Consider the following 15,613-nt stretch of genomic DNA (forward strand, 5'->3'; position numbering starts at 1 on the left):
CCAAGACCGCCCGGTGCCGTCGCCATTGCGACATATCACTCGCGGATTAGGGCAGCGCATCTGTCTTGAAATGTGCAACCATCGGGCTAGGCTCGAAACGTTGCCGGAAAATTGGTCACAACCCATCATTATTTAGCGCCCTATCAGCATAGGGGAAAATTGCCATGCGCAAGCCATTGCTTCTCTCTATCGCGGCGTTTGCCTGGGCCAGCCACTCGATCGCCCAAGAGAACTGTGTCGAACTGGCCAAGACCATAGGCATCAATTACTCCAAATCTCTCGACGTCGATCAACAGCGAACGGTCGCGAAGGCTGATCTTTGCTCTGAGAGCTATTCCAAAGCTTCAAGCTCCAAACAGGCACAGCTTCAGGCGTCTTACAAATTATTTTCTGGAAGCGGTTCAGCGGCAGCCGCTGAAGTCCAGGAAGCACAAAGTAGACACTGCGAGAATCGTTATGGTGAATATTGGCGGAACCAAATAAGCAGCGGCGAGGCACGCACCGTCTCCAACGAAGGAGCCGCGGTCATAAGTACCTGCCTGTCAATGGCGGCAGATTCGCTCCATCCCACGCTCGACATTGCTAACGAGGGGCGCGAAGTCACGATGGCGATACAGTACAAGCCAACGATACAATCGGAGATCCAAATAACGTTGTTCGGACCCATGGACCTGGAAGAGAATAAGTGCTCCGTCACAAAGCAGAAGGGCGTAATCAAGCTATCTCAACCGGCCGATGTTTCTCAGGTGCTCAAACCAACAGAAAGTATCACTATTTCATGCACTAGACCGTCTCACCCCTCCCAACAAAATGGTGTGTCTTACAATTGCACAAAAGAGACGATCTTTAACATCGCAACGTCTGGGCCGGTTAAAGCCATCAAAGTCCCGCGTGTATGTTCAGAAACAATACAAGAAAGCCGAGCCGACAAAATCGAGAATAGAGTACAGGTGTTGGGCGCTCAGATGGCAACGTTGCAGGCGAGCCTGAAGGCACTTGCAGGAGTGACGGCGATCCAAAATGAGTGCGGTCGAAACGCTGACAATCAAATAAATTGCAATGCCAAATGCTCGGACAACGAGAGAGTGGTATCTGGCATGTGCACCGTCTTGCAGGGCGGCGGGAACATTCAGAATTTTGGTCTGAGTCCGTCAACCAACGAATGGCACTGTTTGTGGAGCGGTAATACTACTCGCGGGCGGACAGTCGCATTTTGTGCCCCGCGATGAATTTGTTGTGTCTCCGCAGAAATGACGCCGGTTGCTGCAGAAGCTCGTCGCGCCCTCTGACGTACGCAGCGAACGCCGATGCACAGTGACGCGCGAAATGTTTTTGAGAAATTGTTGCCGTTGGCCTCGATCCAAAAGTTGCGAAAGATGAAGGCTCGAAGCGGACATCCAAGCCGAGAGTTCTTGCTCAGATAGCGCGAATGAGTTCGGTACGCTGCTCGCGCGTCACGGCTTGCCCCTGACACGCTCAAGCATGCCGCCGTGCTCGCGGCCGTCAAGGACGCTGCGCGCCGCTCTCGCGGTGGCTGCCACAGGCGGCTCATCCTTGACGGCCGCTGTGCGCGACAGCAAGCACCGCGTGCAGGTCGGGACGGAAGGATGGTTCCAGTCGAACAAAAGGATATCACACGAAAGGAAACAGGTGCTCGACAGCAAGAGGTGGGCTGATTTTTTGCCCGCTGGGGAGCGTTCAATGCGCGCCTCGATGCTTTTTGTGCCGTTCGTACAGCGCTCGTCCGATAACTTTGTTCACTGGTTTCGGTCTATCCACGTCAGGAACGTAACCGATGCAGCGGCAGACTTGATGTAAGCTGCGCCCGCGCAATCGCGTTATCTTCCACTCATGATGTGAGCCGGAGTGCGCGCAGTTTTTGCACAGGGGCATATTCATGCGCTAAACGTTTTACGCTTCTAATTCTTCCGCTGAAACTTCGTCTTGCGGCTCGTCATCAATCTCATGCTCGTTGCCGCAACCTGCGCAAATGCATTTTTCCATGATTGAGTTGATTAGTTGATAATTCGTGATGAGTACGGGAGAGGCGGCGGTGCGGAATCCGCAACTGGCGACGCGTCTTCGACCATGCTTTCCAAAATTAAGCTACGCCTCTCACGTGCTTACCACGTTCCATCTGTATTCATTGTCTCACAAACATGCTTGCTTGCAAGTAAGCTATTAGGCGCGACGATATTCAGCGTGTTCCGTCAAGTCTACGCCTTCCGAGTTCGGCTTCTGCCGCCCTTTCGTCCTGCGAGCGATGCAATTTGTTTGCGGCGTTCGGGAGACAGTTTGGCAGCACGCGCTTTTCCTGCTGCCGATGCGATCTGCTTGCGGCGTTCTGCGGACAGGCTGAGAGAGCGCGTATTTCCGCCCATTCTTGCAAATTCTGTAATCGTAAGTCGCTTCTTCACGCCGCAATCATATCATGACCGGCGTTTTCCCCTTTCTTCTTATAGGAATAGCCGTAGGAAACACGCACCAAGGAACACAATGAGCTAGCTCGCTAGTAACGCGGTGCGTCCCTTACACTGGAGACAGCGAATAAGCGTAAGTAACAACGGAAGCTGAGGTAAGAAGTAACGAGTGTGTGGAACAACCGGGAACGCGGAAGGCCGTTTTTCGCGCGATCGACTCGCAGCAAGTCCAAGGTGGCCGAAACAGTACGTAAATGAGCCACCTTTCATAGCGGGCCGCGTCAGCGCGAGAAGGTTTGAGTGTTGTCCCGTATACTCGGCCAGGCGCTCTGAGATTCGCGTACGGCAGAACTCGGAAGGCGGAACGCATAACGCGACGCCCGAGAGTGGGCTATCGGACGCGAGCGAAGCGAGTGTACGACTAGCACACCTCAGGGTGTTCGTTATGCGGGTGGACAGACGCACGTGGGACTATCGGACAGCTGTGCTGTACGATAGGACCGCGGGCGACCGCTGAATGGCAGAACATGATCAACGAACTCGGCACCGCGCGTCAGCGTACGGCAGAAGAAACAAGCAAACTACGGAACACGAATCCAACTACCAAGAACAACCCGTTCCTCGGGTCCGCCACCTCGGGGGTCCGACGATCGCAGATTGAAGACAAAAAGAAAAACAAACAACAAACCACAACGTCGTGCTGGAAATGGTGGTGAGAGCGGAGCGGGCAAGTCGCTGATGCGTGTGGCTATTCCGCTTCTCCACCCCTAGAGTGTCGGCCTAGACACAGTATGAAGGGGTGTGCCTAGGGATGTCTCTAGGGGGAGCTGCGGCGTTACAGATGCCGCCTAATCATTGGCACCAGGATCATTCCACTCCGGTACTCGTCGCGCCGTGCCGGGTTGGATCAGCGCTTAGGAATTTGGCCGCGCTTGCAAGCGTCATTCAAATAGTCGGGCTTCTTGGCAAATGATGACTCCTGTTGTCCCAACGGCACTTTCGCGATTACAGCCACAGTTAAGTAACCACATACGTGTATGCTTGCCTCTTGTGCTCCTAGACTTTGTTGGCCATTCAGGCATGCCTTCTGCGGAGTATACATGCCTGGAGAGAAGACTTGCTTGCCGCCCCAGACATTGTGCTGGATGTCCTCCCAAATCATCGATCCAGGGACAATCACCGCATCATCCCTATTATCCAATTCAACGCACACCGGCTTCGGATCGTAACAGTTCAGGCAGTTGCCTGATTTGGAGTACGTGACCTCTCTGGAGAATCGCAGCTCTTGTCTAAATTTCACTGGCGACCTTGCTGGTATATTGATCTCTGCAGCGCCTTTCGCGCCGACATGTGCGATGAAGGTGAAAGGATCATCTAAGCTTCGCTTTATCGGAAAGATCTTTGCTCCTCCAGGCTCCATGTCAAACTTTGAAGGCGGTGATGCGAATGTGGCACCCTGAATCTCGACCGATGCTGGTATTTTCTCTGAGGTAACAAACGACCTTAGCTCCAAACGCATTGTCACGTTTTCCGAAGTCATAATGTTATCGGATGGAATCAAGAAAACGTGCTGGTCCGAACTCCGTAAGCAATCGGAATAGGCTTGAACGGCATTCTTAGAGAGAACTCCGGAAGCGAACCATCTCTTATCGCTTGCTTTCAGATCAAGATTGAATTTCTCGATAAGAGCGCTGTTGAAGGCCGCCTTTTGCGTTTCGGACACATTAAATACATCTGGCACGATAAAGCTGCCGGACGAACTTCGAGACGAAGCCGCTCGACTCTCTTTCGATTGAGATTGCTGAACTGCGAGCGATTGGTTCACGGCTGCTAATGCAGTGTCTTGAACTAGGATCTTGGCCGGGTCGCATTCGACCGCGGCGGCGGATGTAACTGAGAAGAGTGTCGCGCAGACAATTGATGCATGCGGAAGAAATAGCTGCCCCATTTCGAATCTGCCTTTTGAGTACTGAATAATGCCAGCAGGATGCATTCTAGTTCCTGCTTATGCAAGCGGTTCGTCACCTGCTGCTCAACAGAGTGCGTGGTCAACACTTTCGTCTCCCTCCGGTGACGGCCGCCTTGTCGAGTTAAGTCGAGTGCTGTGTAACAGTCCTTATGGACAGCAATAAGTGCAGTGCTCAGATTGAACGGTTCGAGATTGTTGAGACTGGTCGGCGTCGTCGCTGGACCGATGATGAGAAGCTCAAGATCGTTTTGGAGAGTTTGCAGACACCGCGCGCCGTCTCATCGACAGCTCGGCGATATGGAATCTCGCGCTCGCTGCTGTTGACTTGGCGGCGATCGTTTGGGACCCGGGCGAGCGGTAATGAACAGCCTCAGCCCGGCTTTGTGCCGGCGATGGTGATGCCGGACCCACCTCCAGCGCGGTCGACCGTTTTGGCGACGCCGGCGAGCGGACGCATGGAGATTGTCGTCGGCAAGGCTTGTCGAGTGATCGTGGACGCGGCGTTGATATGACCGCGTTGTCTCGAGTGTTGGACCTTCTGGAGCAGCGATGATCCCGATCGCAGCAGGCGCGAGAATCTGGATCGCGACTGGTCACACTGACATGCGCAAAGGCATGCAGGGCCTGGCGTTGCTGGTGCAGGAGGGCCTTGGGCGAGATCCTTTTGCCGGCGACATCTTTGTGTTCCGTGGTCGCGCCGGCACGCTGATCAAGGCGCTTTGGCACGACGGGGTTGGACTGTCGCTCTACGCCAAGCGGCTGGACCGTGGCCGCTTCATCTGGCCGGCGACGGTGGACGGCGTGGTGTCGCTGACCGCAGCTCAGATGGGCTATTTGCTGGAGGCGATCGACTGGCGCAACCCTCAACACAGCTGGCGGCCGCAGAGCGCGGGATAGGTTGCGCAAAAATCCCGTGAGATTGCAAAAAACCCGCGCCAAATCGCAGCTTTTGTGATTCCATCAGGGCATGGGTGACAGTCCCGAGAAGCTGCCGGAAGATATTGAGGCGCTGCATGCGGCGCTGCTTGCGACGCGCGCCGAACTCGCCAGCGTTCGCGCCCAACAATCCGACGACCAGGCGCTGATCGCTCACCTGAAGCTGCAGATCGAAAAGCTGAACCGTGATCGTTATGGCCCGCGCTCGGAGCGTACCGCAAGGCTGCTGGACCAACTTGAACTGACGCTGGAGGAGCTCGAGGCCTCAGCGACCGAAGATGAACTGGCCGCCGAAATGGCCGCGGCCAGGATCACGAACACCACCACCGTAGCGTCGTTCACCCGCCAGCGGCCATCTCGCAAACCATTCCCGGATCATCTGCCCCGCGAGCGCGTGATCGTATCAGGGCCGACGTCGTGCGCCTGCTGCGGTGGCTTGCGGTTGTCCAAGCTCGGCGAGGACATCACCGAGACGTTGGAGGTGATCCCGAAATCCTGGAAGGTGATCCAGCACGTCCGGGAGAAGTTCAGCTGCCGGGACTGCGAGAAGATCAGCCAGGCGCCGGCGCCGTTCCACGTCATCGCTCGCGGTTGGGCCGGTCCCAGCCTTTTGGCGATGGTGCTGTTCGAGAAGTTCGGCCAGCATCAGCCCCTGAACCGGCAGGCCGAACGCTATGCCAAGGAAGGCGTGCCGATCAGCCTGTCGACCCTGGCCGACCAGGTCGGCAGCTGTACGGTCGCGCTGACGCCGTTGTTCCAGCGCCTCGAGGCCCATGTGCTGAGCGCCGAGCGGCTGCACGGCGACGACACCACGGTGCCGGTTCTGGCCAAGGGCAAGACCAGCACCGGCCGGATCTGGGTCTATGTCCGCGACGACAAGCCGTTCGGCGGGCCAGAACCGCCGGGGGCGGTGTTTTACTACTCACGCGATCGTGCCGGCGAACATCCTCAGACGCATCTGGCCAGCTACAGCGGAATCTTCCAGGCCGATGCCTATGGCGGCTATGGCAGGCTTTACGAACCGGGCCGCAACGCAGGTCCGATCCTGGAAGCCGCGTGCTGGGTCCACGCCCGACGGCCGTTCTTCGTGATGGCTGATCTGGCGGAGAATGCGCGCCGCAAGGTGCAGGGCAAAAAGCCCGCGGTGATCTCGCCCCTGGCGCTGGAAGCAGTCCGCCGGATCGACGCCTTGTTCGAGATTGAGCGAGGCATCAACGGCCAGAGTGCCGAACGGCGCCGGGCCGTCCGCCAGGAGCTGAGCGCGCCGCTGGTCGCCGATTTGGAAACCTGGATGCGTGAGCAACGCGCCAAGCTCTCACGTCGCAACGACGTCGCCAAGGCGATGGACTATATGCTCAAGCGCTGGAGCGCGTTCACCCGCTTCCTCGACGACGGCCGCATCTGCCTGTCGAACAACGCCGCCGAACGCGCCGTGCGCGGCATCGCTCTGGGCCGGAAGTCGTGGCTGTTCTGTGGCTCCGATCGCGGCGGCGACCGTGCCGCGGTGATGTACAGCCTTATCGTCACCGCCAAAATGAATGACGTGGATCCGCAAGCCTGGCTCGCCGACGTCCTGGCGCGCATCGCTGCGCATCCAGTCCAAAGGCTCGACGAACTGCTTCCGTGGAATTGGCGCGACCAAAACAAGCGAGTCGAAAAGGCAGCCTGAGTGGACCGCTACGCGGTCTTCACCGGATGCTTACACACTTTCTCAATCGGGCACGTAAAGTGATGATGCGGCAGAGCTGAAAGTCGGCCCAACAAAGGCTGTGAATGCAAATACGAGGAGGACAATCCCGAGAGTGATCACAAATCCCGTGTATAAGAATTTGTAGAAAGGTGTGCTTGGATTACCCCACCCCAGAACGTGAATCGATGTTGTGCTGATCCCCGTTCGCTATCTGCGTCACTGCGTGCGGGTTAGAAGTGTTGATCCCTGCATATGGGTACCGCCTCATCTCTGCATACATGGACGACCACATTAAGGGAATTGTACCCGAGCGAGATCGTACTTCACGCTGAACTGTGGGGATTTGAACAAACTGAACAAACGGTAGCGAGGCTCCCCGTACCACACTAATGGTTACACACTCACGCCCTGGTATAAAAATGGAAAAGTCGATTCTGGATTGCCCCATCTAACATTCTTCGAACATTGAATTCCTTTACTTCGTTGTCAAAGCTGTCCGTGTATAGAAGTTTTTGTGGCACGGCGAGGGTGCCCTCAAACTGGAATGGGATTTGATCGTTAACGAAAACGGCTTTTGCAATCGGAATACGAAATCCCTCGTCTAGTTTTGGTGCGCCAACTTCGACGACTACGACTTTATACTTTCTATCCTCTTCATTCGCGTCGTTTGGACGAGCGGCTCGCTTTTCCCAATCATCGAAATAAGGACCTGCGCTGTTTTCGAAAACATGAAACACCACCTTCACGTTCCGAACATCGCGCCCACGTGTTCTGGAGAAGTACAAAAACCAGGCCGCAGCGGCTTTGTCGCTTGCTTGCAGCTGCGCCACATCCACGAAATGGAACTTACCATCCTTATTAAGGACTGTTTGCGCGGTCAAAAGCGGATTGTTTGTATTGGGCGCTTCAAAGAAAGGATTTGACGTACTTATTAAGTAATACTGCACAAAGAAGGTTGGCTCTGTCTTTTGTATTTCCAGCCTGAGCGCCGTCACGTCTAAGCTGCTCTTTTGAAAACCAAAATACAAGAGCGCCAGGTTTGCAAAAGAGAGCAGAATTCCTAACCCGAGAGAGATTAAGCCAAGTCTGGCGGAAACTCGTGAGACATTCATGGCAATGGCTCCGATGATCGTCGCGTTCGGGCAATCTGGCGAATGTCAATCTCGTTGCAGCACTTTCCGATGCTAAAAGGAGAATATACAACCACAAAGGGGCGGGGCGCAACGTCACGGAGTGCCGCCATGCCGCAGCTGGCGATTGCTGTGGCTAGGCCTCCGCCTCCCTCAGGTGCCATGCGGATGTGGATTTACATTCGGCGTGCGTTGCGCACTGCGCGTCCCTCAAACATCGGTGCGCATCGATCAGGCTCGATGCGCGCCTATCTCCTGCCTGCCGCCGATCGCGAGCCATCACTTCACGGAAGTCGCCGCCCGTTGCAAATTGCTGTGGGCATGCCTCTTCCGCAATACATCCTAGAGCGGTCGGCGAACTCGACACCGTCACCGCCAGCGTTCCGCAACTTCACTCGCCGCTGATCTTGTCGAAGCCCCACCGTTCGTCGTATCGGTCGATCTCTGGCAGCTGAGCACTCAATTGGTAATGAAATTGGGGGATCAACCAGCGACAGATGTCCTCCTTGTCGGCCCTTTGAGGGCGGGAACCCATTGCAAGCGATTTCGGAACATTAAAGTAGTGCCCCACGTTTGGGATATACTTCCCACCTACTACCCGCAGCCTCGCATTCACGATCTCTTTGGAGGATGAGCCGTTGAGAAGACGCTTCAGGTGCGCTTCACGGTCAGGGCATTGATAAGGTTTCCAGGCATCAGGAACTTCAATCGAAGCCTCGCGAAGGCCAAGCCAACTGGATAAACGAGCTAACTCAAAGTGAACTTCGAAATTGGCGAGGATAAGATAGTTTCTAATGGCCAATCTGCGGTAATGATCTTCAAAATGGACAACTCGTGCAACGAGACTTGGGAGAAGCGTCTCCGCCCACTCTCTTCGCTTTGGTAATCTCTCTAGAGCCATTCCGGCATTAGTCTTGAAATGGTCGGCACCGAGCACCGAAACGTCAGCATGGTCGAATAGCATTTGGCCCTTCTTGATGGCTGCTTGCAACTCCGAGCAAGACGGAGGCCACTCGATAACTGTCTTAGGCCACTTGTACCCGTAGCGCTCGACCATCGCGGAGACACTCTCCTCTTCGACAATCTCAGGACTGATCAGACGAACGACCGGTGGTGTGAGTGGAGGTTTCGGCGGGCGCTCGCCGTCAGTTGGATTGGAGAACATGGGGACCATCAGCAACGCTGCAATCACTGAAACGGCCGCGCCACCGACAACCACAAACCAATTAGTGGGACGCAATTGAGCGCTAGCATCGATGATGATCCACGGGAAATCCTGTTGCAACGAGACCGGTGCACCGAAACCTGAAGCCATAAGCACGAGCCCACTGCCAAGCATGGCCAGAGCGCCCCACTTTGGAATTTCAAAGTGTGCCTTAAGCCATTCGGCGGCCGAAACACGCACCGGGGTTCGATGCTGGGTCATTCTGCGGTCATTCAGCCATAACCATCCTGAACCATTGTCCGAGGAGGAAGCAGCGAGCGACGGCGTGAGCCTATCAAGGAGGCTGGTACGGTGGTCCTATCCTATGATGTGAGAACCACCACCGTCTTCCCTCCACACCTCGCTCGGGTCTATTTTTCCCAAGGTAGGTCTGATATTCTACGCCTTTGTGAGATCAAAAAACACTGGCGCGGCACAGTTGGCGCGCCTGCGTGACTGCGCGCACGGCCGAGCGGGCCGATTTGTGGCCCCCAGCCGTCCTAAAGCGCGGTAATGGCGTCCCCGGTGGCATGGCATCGGCTGGCGGGGGGCCTGTTGCAACACCACTCGCCAATTGCTGATCGACAGTTGCGACCAGGCTGTCACCATTCCAGACATATTCCGTGGTCGTTGAATATTGCGCATTTGCGCCGGTGGCCTACCGGCTCAAGGTGAGCAACGCCGCCCATCTATTTCAACATCGATCGGGACATTTCCGGCGCGGCTTCCTCTCCAGGCGAACACTATCCTCAGTAATCTCAACGCCGCCGTTGACCCCCAGGGCCTGAATGACCTTGTCCACCGTCTCGCCTGCGGCGCCCACGGGATGACTGCCCCGGGCTATCATCTCTTTGATGATCGACGGGTCGACCTGTGAAAAGCTCGCAAGTTGCTCGACTGTTATTCCTGCGATCGTCAGTCCGCCGAGCAATTCGTTTCCCGTCATCGTCGCGGACGCTTTGCAGTAATCATGGGGTTCCGATCCCTTCGAATACACTGTCTTATCTTTGCACACGCTAGCGCAATCCCCGGTGAGGTCTCCCCCACCACTCGCACATCCCTTGCAAGTACAAGTCACGCCCGGAAAGCTCTGCCCCTGGGCCGCCAGAGCAGCGGGCGCGAAAAACCCTGCGAGGCCGGCGGTTAATGCGGCGCGGGCGAAAAAGCTGGCGAAGGCTTTCATGTCGCTCCTCCTCCTTGACCAACATCCCCGATGAAACGGCGCGAGAATGCCGTACTTTTTAGCGGCCATAGGTGAGCTAATTCACACTCCGCAAAACAAAGCCACGAATTGCAAATCCAACAAGTGCGGCGATCACATCAGTTGCGTTCATCGCTTTCAGCTTCGTCCCGATGCAAGATGACGGCCGAGACATTCCTTCCTTCCCATCGGTGATGGAAACGATGGGCAACCCAATATCCTTCTTGACCTCGTGAATGACATCTCGCGGTAGTCCTACGCTGTCGATTGGTAAGGAGTAGTCCCACGGCGTCGATGATCAGGGCTTTCATGTCCCCTTCGCCTATTTTGCCCGCCGCGTGCACGTCTTCCAACTTCTTGGTACTGCGAAAGCAATCGTGCGCCATCCTCTTGGCTAGTCGCTTTCGGAGGATCGCATCGGTCTTGAGTTCAGCGAGTTGTTCGGGGTCATACAAAGCGGCGAGACATTACGACAGCACGCGTCTTGCGTGGGTAATTGCCTCCTTGCCGTACATGGCTTCACCAATGCTATAGGCTTTGCTGCGTCCTCTGATCAAAGCGCGGAAGCTGATACCCTTTCCAGCACCAAGCCCACCGTGGAAGAGATTTCTATAAACAATCACCTGAATATCCGACCGGTAGATCTTCGGCATGGTACTGAAACCAAAAAGGTAGGTGGCGACATGATTGTCGCCGACCTCCAGGCGCGCACCGAATGGCACCACTACTATCGCAACCGTGATGACCAGGAATATCCCGAGCCCTATTAACCGATTTTCCAGAGGAACTTCCGCGTTCAGAACGGGAATTACCAAGAGTGCGGGAATAAGCAGAGCCGGCAGCCCGACAAGTTTATTTGCCTTGTAGATCGTAACGCCGTTCCGCTTTCGGAGGGTCGCATTGTCCTTGAGTTCGGCCAGTTGGTCGGGGGTCATAACTCGGAGCCAGTTTCTTAGGATGTACCGGCGGTAGCCGAGGACTAGCCACGCCAAAAAAGCGACCGTAATCAGAACTCGCCGCGACCAAATTAGGAAGGTCACGTTTTCCGGCGTTATGGTGATGACATGCTTCGTTACAAAGAAATATATGACGGTCAGTATTGTTAGGACGCCTGCATAAATCCAATATCTGTCCTCAGGATCGTGGTACTTCTTCCACCGTGGGTAATGTTGGACTATCACACCAATGGCCCCGAGGAGCATCAGCGCGCTAGTGATGAATTCGATCATAACGATGTCTGATTACTAATAATGCTCATAACTTGAGTTATTACATGCACAGCTTGCCGCATGCGGTGTGAGTGCTACCCCAACCTCCGTTATTAGAGGAGGTCTGAGTAGGCGATCCACCGCCGCCGCCGGATGAACTGTTCTTTGTACCTCCCTGAGGCTGAATAGGCTGCGGCGTAGTGCTGAGTAGTCCGCTCGAATTTCTGTAATATGTTGTTCCGCTTTGGATAACCATTGGAGGTAGCGAGACAACGGGGCCCGCCCCTGTAAAGAATGGTGGATTGCTGCCGTTAGGCCAGTGCAGTGGCTGGAGCCCGTTGTTTGGTTGGAGGAGGGGTCCGACATACTCATTGAACGCTCCTATCCCGGTTGCTGTGATCGCACTTGTCCACGCAAGGAAGCCCCACGGCCCTCCTGGAGGTTTTGGGGGGAGTTTCGGATCAGTGTTGTAACCTTGACCGTTCACTAACTGCATAGTTTGCCAGTTTGGTTCGCCGAGACTGTGAAGCAGATAAGCGGCATAAAGTGCCGTCGTAAGTCCGAGCGCTGCCCATCCTACTGGCCCAGACAGCAACTCAATTCCCACCATGGGGGCGAGCGCTGGGGCGAATTGCAGTCCTTTGGGGTCTTTGTTTGTGATCGGATTATTTCTCGCGTAGCTGTACGAGTGCGCTGCCTGCGGATCGGCAAGGAACGTTTGTTGGTCGAGACCAGTCAGTTCGTTAAGTTTTTTCGCGTCACCGATGGCGAGAAAGACCGGATCCTGCGAAATGAACTGCGCTACATTAGCGTTGTAGTAGCGGGCATTTGCATAAATTAGGTCAGAGCTGTCTTTGAAAAGGCCAATATATTTTCTCGCACTCGCATCAATGCCGGTGCTTACTCGTGTCAAACCGTAAGGGAAATAGTCCAACGTTTCGATCACGGCTCCGCCTTCATCTGTAACGATATTCGTAGAACCGAGGTGGTCAGGGTGGATGTAGCGAGTAGCGGGGCTGGTGGTTGCTACACCGCTGCCAGCTGCGACCTCTCCGCTATCACCCACTTGCGTGGACGTGCCATAGTTGAGCACCAGGAGGCCACATTCGGGGTCAGGTGGGGATTCTGCCGGATTTTCAGCGTCGGTAGAGGTTGCGATCTGCGTCGTGCAGATAGCGGCAACATTTAGATAAATCGGCAGCACGCCCCAAATCTGGCCGCCTTCGGAGACAAAAAAGTATATCAACGCCGTCGGGGTGGTTTCAGGTGAGCTGCTCGCCACTTCGGCGCTAGTCGTGCCCTCACTTGCTTCTTGCGCGAAAGCCAACGGAGAAAAACACAATACTGAAATGAGGCCGCTAGAAAGTATGATCGTCGCCGCTGTTAAGGTCGTGCCTGTTTGGCGTCTCACTAGCCAAGTATACGATTCCACGACTCGCCAATGTCTGGCGTTTCTTCGCGCTGGGGATAGCCAGATCAAGCCTCTGTCGAGCCACCCATCTTTGCGTTTTTGAGACGTTTCTTTTTACGCGGCGGGCTCGTCCGAGGGCTCCTCGGCGTGGGTGCCCGGCACCCATGAAGTTGACCGTTCGTCCCTCCAAAGCCTTCGCAACGACTTTGATCGGATTGTAGCTCTGTCGATCTCCCCCTCGATCCGAAAATGAAGTTCCGTCTCCTTCGTCGCCACGCTCCCTAGTGGCACAGACCCGACAAGCGCGATCTTGCCGTGATTGAACATTATCCTGTCGATGTGATCGCGTAGGAACCGTCTTTTCGCGTCGAAGTCAGCGCACTCCTCGAACCGCACCCGCGCCGTTGCGCAGAAATGGCGAATACTTGCGCCCAGAACGTCTCGCGCAGCCGCTTCGCGTAAAGTGCTGGCAGCGTCGGCCTTCTCGCGTTTGAGGCGATCCAGTACTTCATCAAGCGCGATATTGACGTTGAGATACTCTGTCGCCGTCCTCTGTTCCGTCGCATACAACTCGATGTTCTGACGGCGCTCCTCGTCCAAGCGCTTCGTCTCTCCGGCGATCCGCGCAAGCTCCCGTGCGGCGCTCCCATCATCAGCGCGGTCGGTGCCCTCGATGCAGCACCCGAGCTTCCCCGCGTCGAACATCACGTCTCGGATTATGTCCACAACCGTGTTTTCCAGGATGTGGGTTGCGATCACTGAATTGCGACAGGGCTTAACCCGCGCCGGATCATGTGTATTGTCGTTTAAGTGCCGATTACAGCGGTACACAGCTCGATGATAAACCGAGACCTTTCCTGAGGGGTGCTCTCGCGGTACGTAAAAGCGGCTCGATGAATACATTCGCCCGCACTCGACGCATCGAACAAGGCCGCCCAAAAGATGCGGCACGGCGGGCTGGCGGTAACGCTCGCGGACAATCCGCAGCCGCTCTTGCACTTTGTCAAAAAGCTCTTGCGAGACTATGGCCGGAACTTTGACCGCAATCCAATCTTCGCGATCTCGCAAAACGCGCTTGTTACCCTTTGGTCGCTTGCCGTCTCCCGATACGTCGTTCACGCTGGCTAATCTGTTGAAGTACCGCGTGCCGACGTACGTTGGATTTTGCAGCATGAACCTGACGTTCTGTGCGTACCACAGCCCTTTCCCTTTGTAGGTCGGAGCGCCGCTCTTTTCCAGAAAGCGCGTGATGGCGTTGAGCCCGTATCGACCACTTGCGAACATCTCGAAAATAGATCGGACGACCGCCGCTTGATCTTCATTGATGACGAGCGCGCACGGCTGGGTCGGCGTTTTTCTCACGTACGTGTATCCATAGGTTTTTTGGCCGTGGCTGGTTAGCTGCCCTGACCGCAGTCGGTGCAACGCGCCGCGTCGCGTGCGTTCAAGTATCTTCGCCCTCTCGAATTTTGCGACAGCCCCGAGCACATCCAGCGTAAACCTATTCTCGGGATTTTCTTCGTAATCTTTCCCACTGATGATTATCCGCTTCTTGTGCTTCAGCAGTTCGCCGACAATTATGTTCTGATGGATCGGTTCACGTGCGATGCGATCCACCGCGTGGAAATAGACGACATCGAAGGTGTCCGCTTTGAGGGCGGTGCGGAGTTCGTCTAGCGCGGGTCGGTCGAGATATTTGCCGCTGTACCCATCGTCGGTGTACTCCTTGACGAGCATGTGACCGGCCGCGACGATCTGCTTCTTGAGTTCAAACAGTTGGCTCTCGATCGTTCTCTCTTTTTGTTGCGTCTCCGTACTCACGCGCGCATAGAGCGCGGCTCTTTTCATACTCTTCGACGTTACAATTGACTCGCGGTTCGCTGCAAGAACTCGGGAATGATCCGCGTTGGACTCGCTACCAGTGTCAAGCGCCATATATCTTGAATCGATTCCAGAAAGTGCCCCGACTGTCGAATCGGAAGTGGGGACAACTAAACTTGGTTCAGTGTCGTCGGGCAATTTCAATTGCGTCCTCCGGTTTTGGGGACACACCACCTAGACCACAACCTCTGCGTTGAATACGGTCACCATGTGCAGGCTAGGAGAGACAGTGAGCGGGGCGGAGCACAGCGCGCACCTAAAGATATTTTCGTGATTGTGGACGGACAGATGCCGGAACTCGAAAACAAAAAATGGCCGCGCGAAGTCCAAAAACAAGAATTGCTAAAATTCTGCGCCGGTCTCAACTCGTCTGCGGTGCGACAAGTAGAGCGATGTGCAGCGCGCTCGTTGCGTCACTGTTTTCGGGAGCAGCAACGTTTCGCTCCGTTTGCCCAAGCCAGTAACGATCAACTCTCGCATCGTTGCCGTCCTTCCCCCTCCCACAGCTCGGGGAAACCTATTAGCGGCCAAAGCGTCGTTACATATTAGTGAAAAACGCGGGG

The 15,613-nt window shown here is 55.4% G+C and carries 12 protein-coding genes; 5 read left to right on the forward strand and 7 right to left on the reverse strand.

The genetic code is table 11. From position 1 onward, the window contains the following. The first annotated feature begins 164 nt into the window (after nt 1-164). Complete coding sequence (locus LMTR13_RS03290) at nt 165-1,229, forward strand: hypothetical protein (RefSeq protein WP_065726655.1); 1,065 nt, start codon at nt 165-167, stop codon at nt 1,227-1,229. A gap of 1,718 nt (nt 1,230-2,947) precedes the next feature. After that, a complete protein-coding gene (locus LMTR13_RS41500; protein ID WP_197520988.1) occupies nt 2,948-3,136 on the forward strand; it encodes a hypothetical protein in 189 nt (62 codons plus the stop codon). A 191-nt stretch (nt 3,137-3,327) separates the two neighbouring features. On the opposite strand, the gene LMTR13_RS03300 is transcribed toward LMTR13_RS41500, so the two are convergent. Further along, nucleotides 3,328-4,413: a hypothetical protein gene (locus LMTR13_RS03300; RefSeq protein ID WP_156795412.1), complete on the reverse strand. Its 1,086-nt coding sequence runs from the start codon at nt 4,411-4,413 to the stop codon at nt 3,328-3,330. 125 nt (nt 4,414-4,538) lie between these two features. On the opposite strand from LMTR13_RS03300, the gene tnpA reads away from it, so the two are divergent. The 3 genes from tnpA to tnpC all read left to right on the forward strand — a co-directional run bounded on the left by tnpA (nt 4,539) and on the right by tnpC (nt 6,994). Next, entirely contained in the window at nt 4,539-4,901 is a 363-nt protein-coding gene (gene tnpA / locus LMTR13_RS38620; protein ID WP_236843272.1) for an IS66-like element accessory protein TnpA, read from the forward strand. Nucleotides 4,902-4,938: 37 nt separating this feature from the next. Continuing rightward, nucleotides 4,939-5,286 carry an IS66 family insertion sequence element accessory protein TnpB gene (gene tnpB, locus LMTR13_RS03305; RefSeq protein ID WP_065726658.1) on the forward strand — a complete coding sequence of 116 codons (348 nt, stop codon included), beginning with the start codon at nt 4,939-4,941 and terminating at the stop codon, nt 5,284-5,286. A gap of 70 nt (nt 5,287-5,356) precedes the next feature. Continuing rightward, nucleotides 5,357-6,994: an IS66 family transposase gene (tnpC, locus tag LMTR13_RS03310; RefSeq protein WP_065726659.1), complete on the forward strand. Its 1,638-nt coding sequence runs from the start codon at nt 5,357-5,359 to the stop codon at nt 6,992-6,994. 422 nt (nt 6,995-7,416) lie between these two features. On the opposite strand, the gene LMTR13_RS03315 is transcribed toward tnpC, so the two are convergent. The 6 genes from LMTR13_RS03315 to LMTR13_RS03335 all read right to left on the reverse strand — a co-directional run bounded on the left by LMTR13_RS03315 (nt 7,417) and on the right by LMTR13_RS03335 (nt 15,194). Then, nucleotides 7,417-8,127, reverse strand: coding sequence for a hypothetical protein (locus LMTR13_RS03315; RefSeq protein ID WP_065726660.1), 711 nt, complete (start codon nt 8,125-8,127; stop codon nt 7,417-7,419). Nucleotides 8,128-8,536: 409 nt separating this feature from the next. Next, a complete protein-coding gene (locus tag LMTR13_RS03320) occupies nt 8,537-9,571 on the reverse strand; it encodes a hypothetical protein (RefSeq protein WP_065726661.1) in 1,035 nt (344 codons plus the stop codon). Nucleotides 9,572-10,043: 472 nt separating this feature from the next. Then, a complete protein-coding gene (locus LMTR13_RS03325; protein WP_156795413.1) occupies nt 10,044-10,532 on the reverse strand; it encodes a hypothetical protein in 489 nt (162 codons plus the stop codon). A 485-nt stretch (nt 10,533-11,017) separates the two neighbouring features. Beyond that, nucleotides 11,018-11,779, reverse strand: a complete 762-nt coding sequence (locus LMTR13_RS03330) for a hypothetical protein (protein ID WP_065726663.1) — start codon at nt 11,777-11,779, stop codon at nt 11,018-11,020. A 40-nt stretch (nt 11,780-11,819) separates the two neighbouring features. Further along, complete coding sequence (locus LMTR13_RS38625) at nt 11,820-13,169, reverse strand: RHS repeat-associated core domain-containing protein (protein WP_197520989.1); 1,350 nt, start codon at nt 13,167-13,169, stop codon at nt 11,820-11,822. Nucleotides 13,170-13,283: 114 nt separating this feature from the next. Further along, complete coding sequence (locus tag LMTR13_RS03335; protein ID WP_156795414.1) at nt 13,284-15,194, reverse strand: recombinase family protein; 1,911 nt, start codon at nt 15,192-15,194, stop codon at nt 13,284-13,286. Nucleotides 15,195-15,613: the final 419 nt, after the last annotated feature.

It is taken from the genome of Bradyrhizobium icense, from assembly GCF_001693385.1.
In the GTDB taxonomy this organism is placed as follows: Bacteria; Pseudomonadota; Alphaproteobacteria; order Rhizobiales; family Xanthobacteraceae; genus Bradyrhizobium; species Bradyrhizobium icense.

Excerpts from the sequence above, each read along its gene's own strand:
- LMTR13_RS03320 (WP_065726661.1), bottom strand. The coding sequence starts at position 9,571 with ATGACCCAGCATCGAACCCCGGTGCGTGTTTCGGCCGCCGAATGGCTT.
- LMTR13_RS03325 (WP_156795413.1), bottom strand. The coding sequence starts at position 10,532 with ATGAAAGCCTTCGCCAGCTTTTTCGCCCGCGCCGCATTAACCGCCGGC.
- LMTR13_RS03300 (WP_156795412.1), bottom strand. The coding sequence starts at position 4,413 with ATGCATCCTGCTGGCATTATTCAGTACTCAAAAGGCAGATTCGAAATG.
- LMTR13_RS03330 (WP_065726663.1), bottom strand. The coding sequence starts at position 11,779 with ATGATCGAATTCATCACTAGCGCGCTGATGCTCCTCGGGGCCATTGGT.
- LMTR13_RS41500 (WP_197520988.1), top strand. The coding sequence starts at position 2,948 with ATGATCAACGAACTCGGCACCGCGCGTCAGCGTACGGCAGAAGAAACA.
- tnpB (WP_065726658.1), top strand. The coding sequence starts at position 4,939 with ATGATCCCGATCGCAGCAGGCGCGAGAATCTGGATCGCGACTGGTCAC.
- LMTR13_RS03315 (WP_065726660.1), bottom strand. The coding sequence starts at position 8,127 with ATGAATGTCTCACGAGTTTCCGCCAGACTTGGCTTAATCTCTCTCGGG.
- tnpA (WP_236843272.1), top strand. The coding sequence starts at position 4,539 with ATGGACAGCAATAAGTGCAGTGCTCAGATTGAACGGTTCGAGATTGTT.
- tnpC (WP_065726659.1), top strand. The coding sequence starts at position 5,357 with ATGGGTGACAGTCCCGAGAAGCTGCCGGAAGATATTGAGGCGCTGCAT.
- LMTR13_RS03290 (WP_065726655.1), top strand. The coding sequence starts at position 165 with ATGCGCAAGCCATTGCTTCTCTCTATCGCGGCGTTTGCCTGGGCCAGC.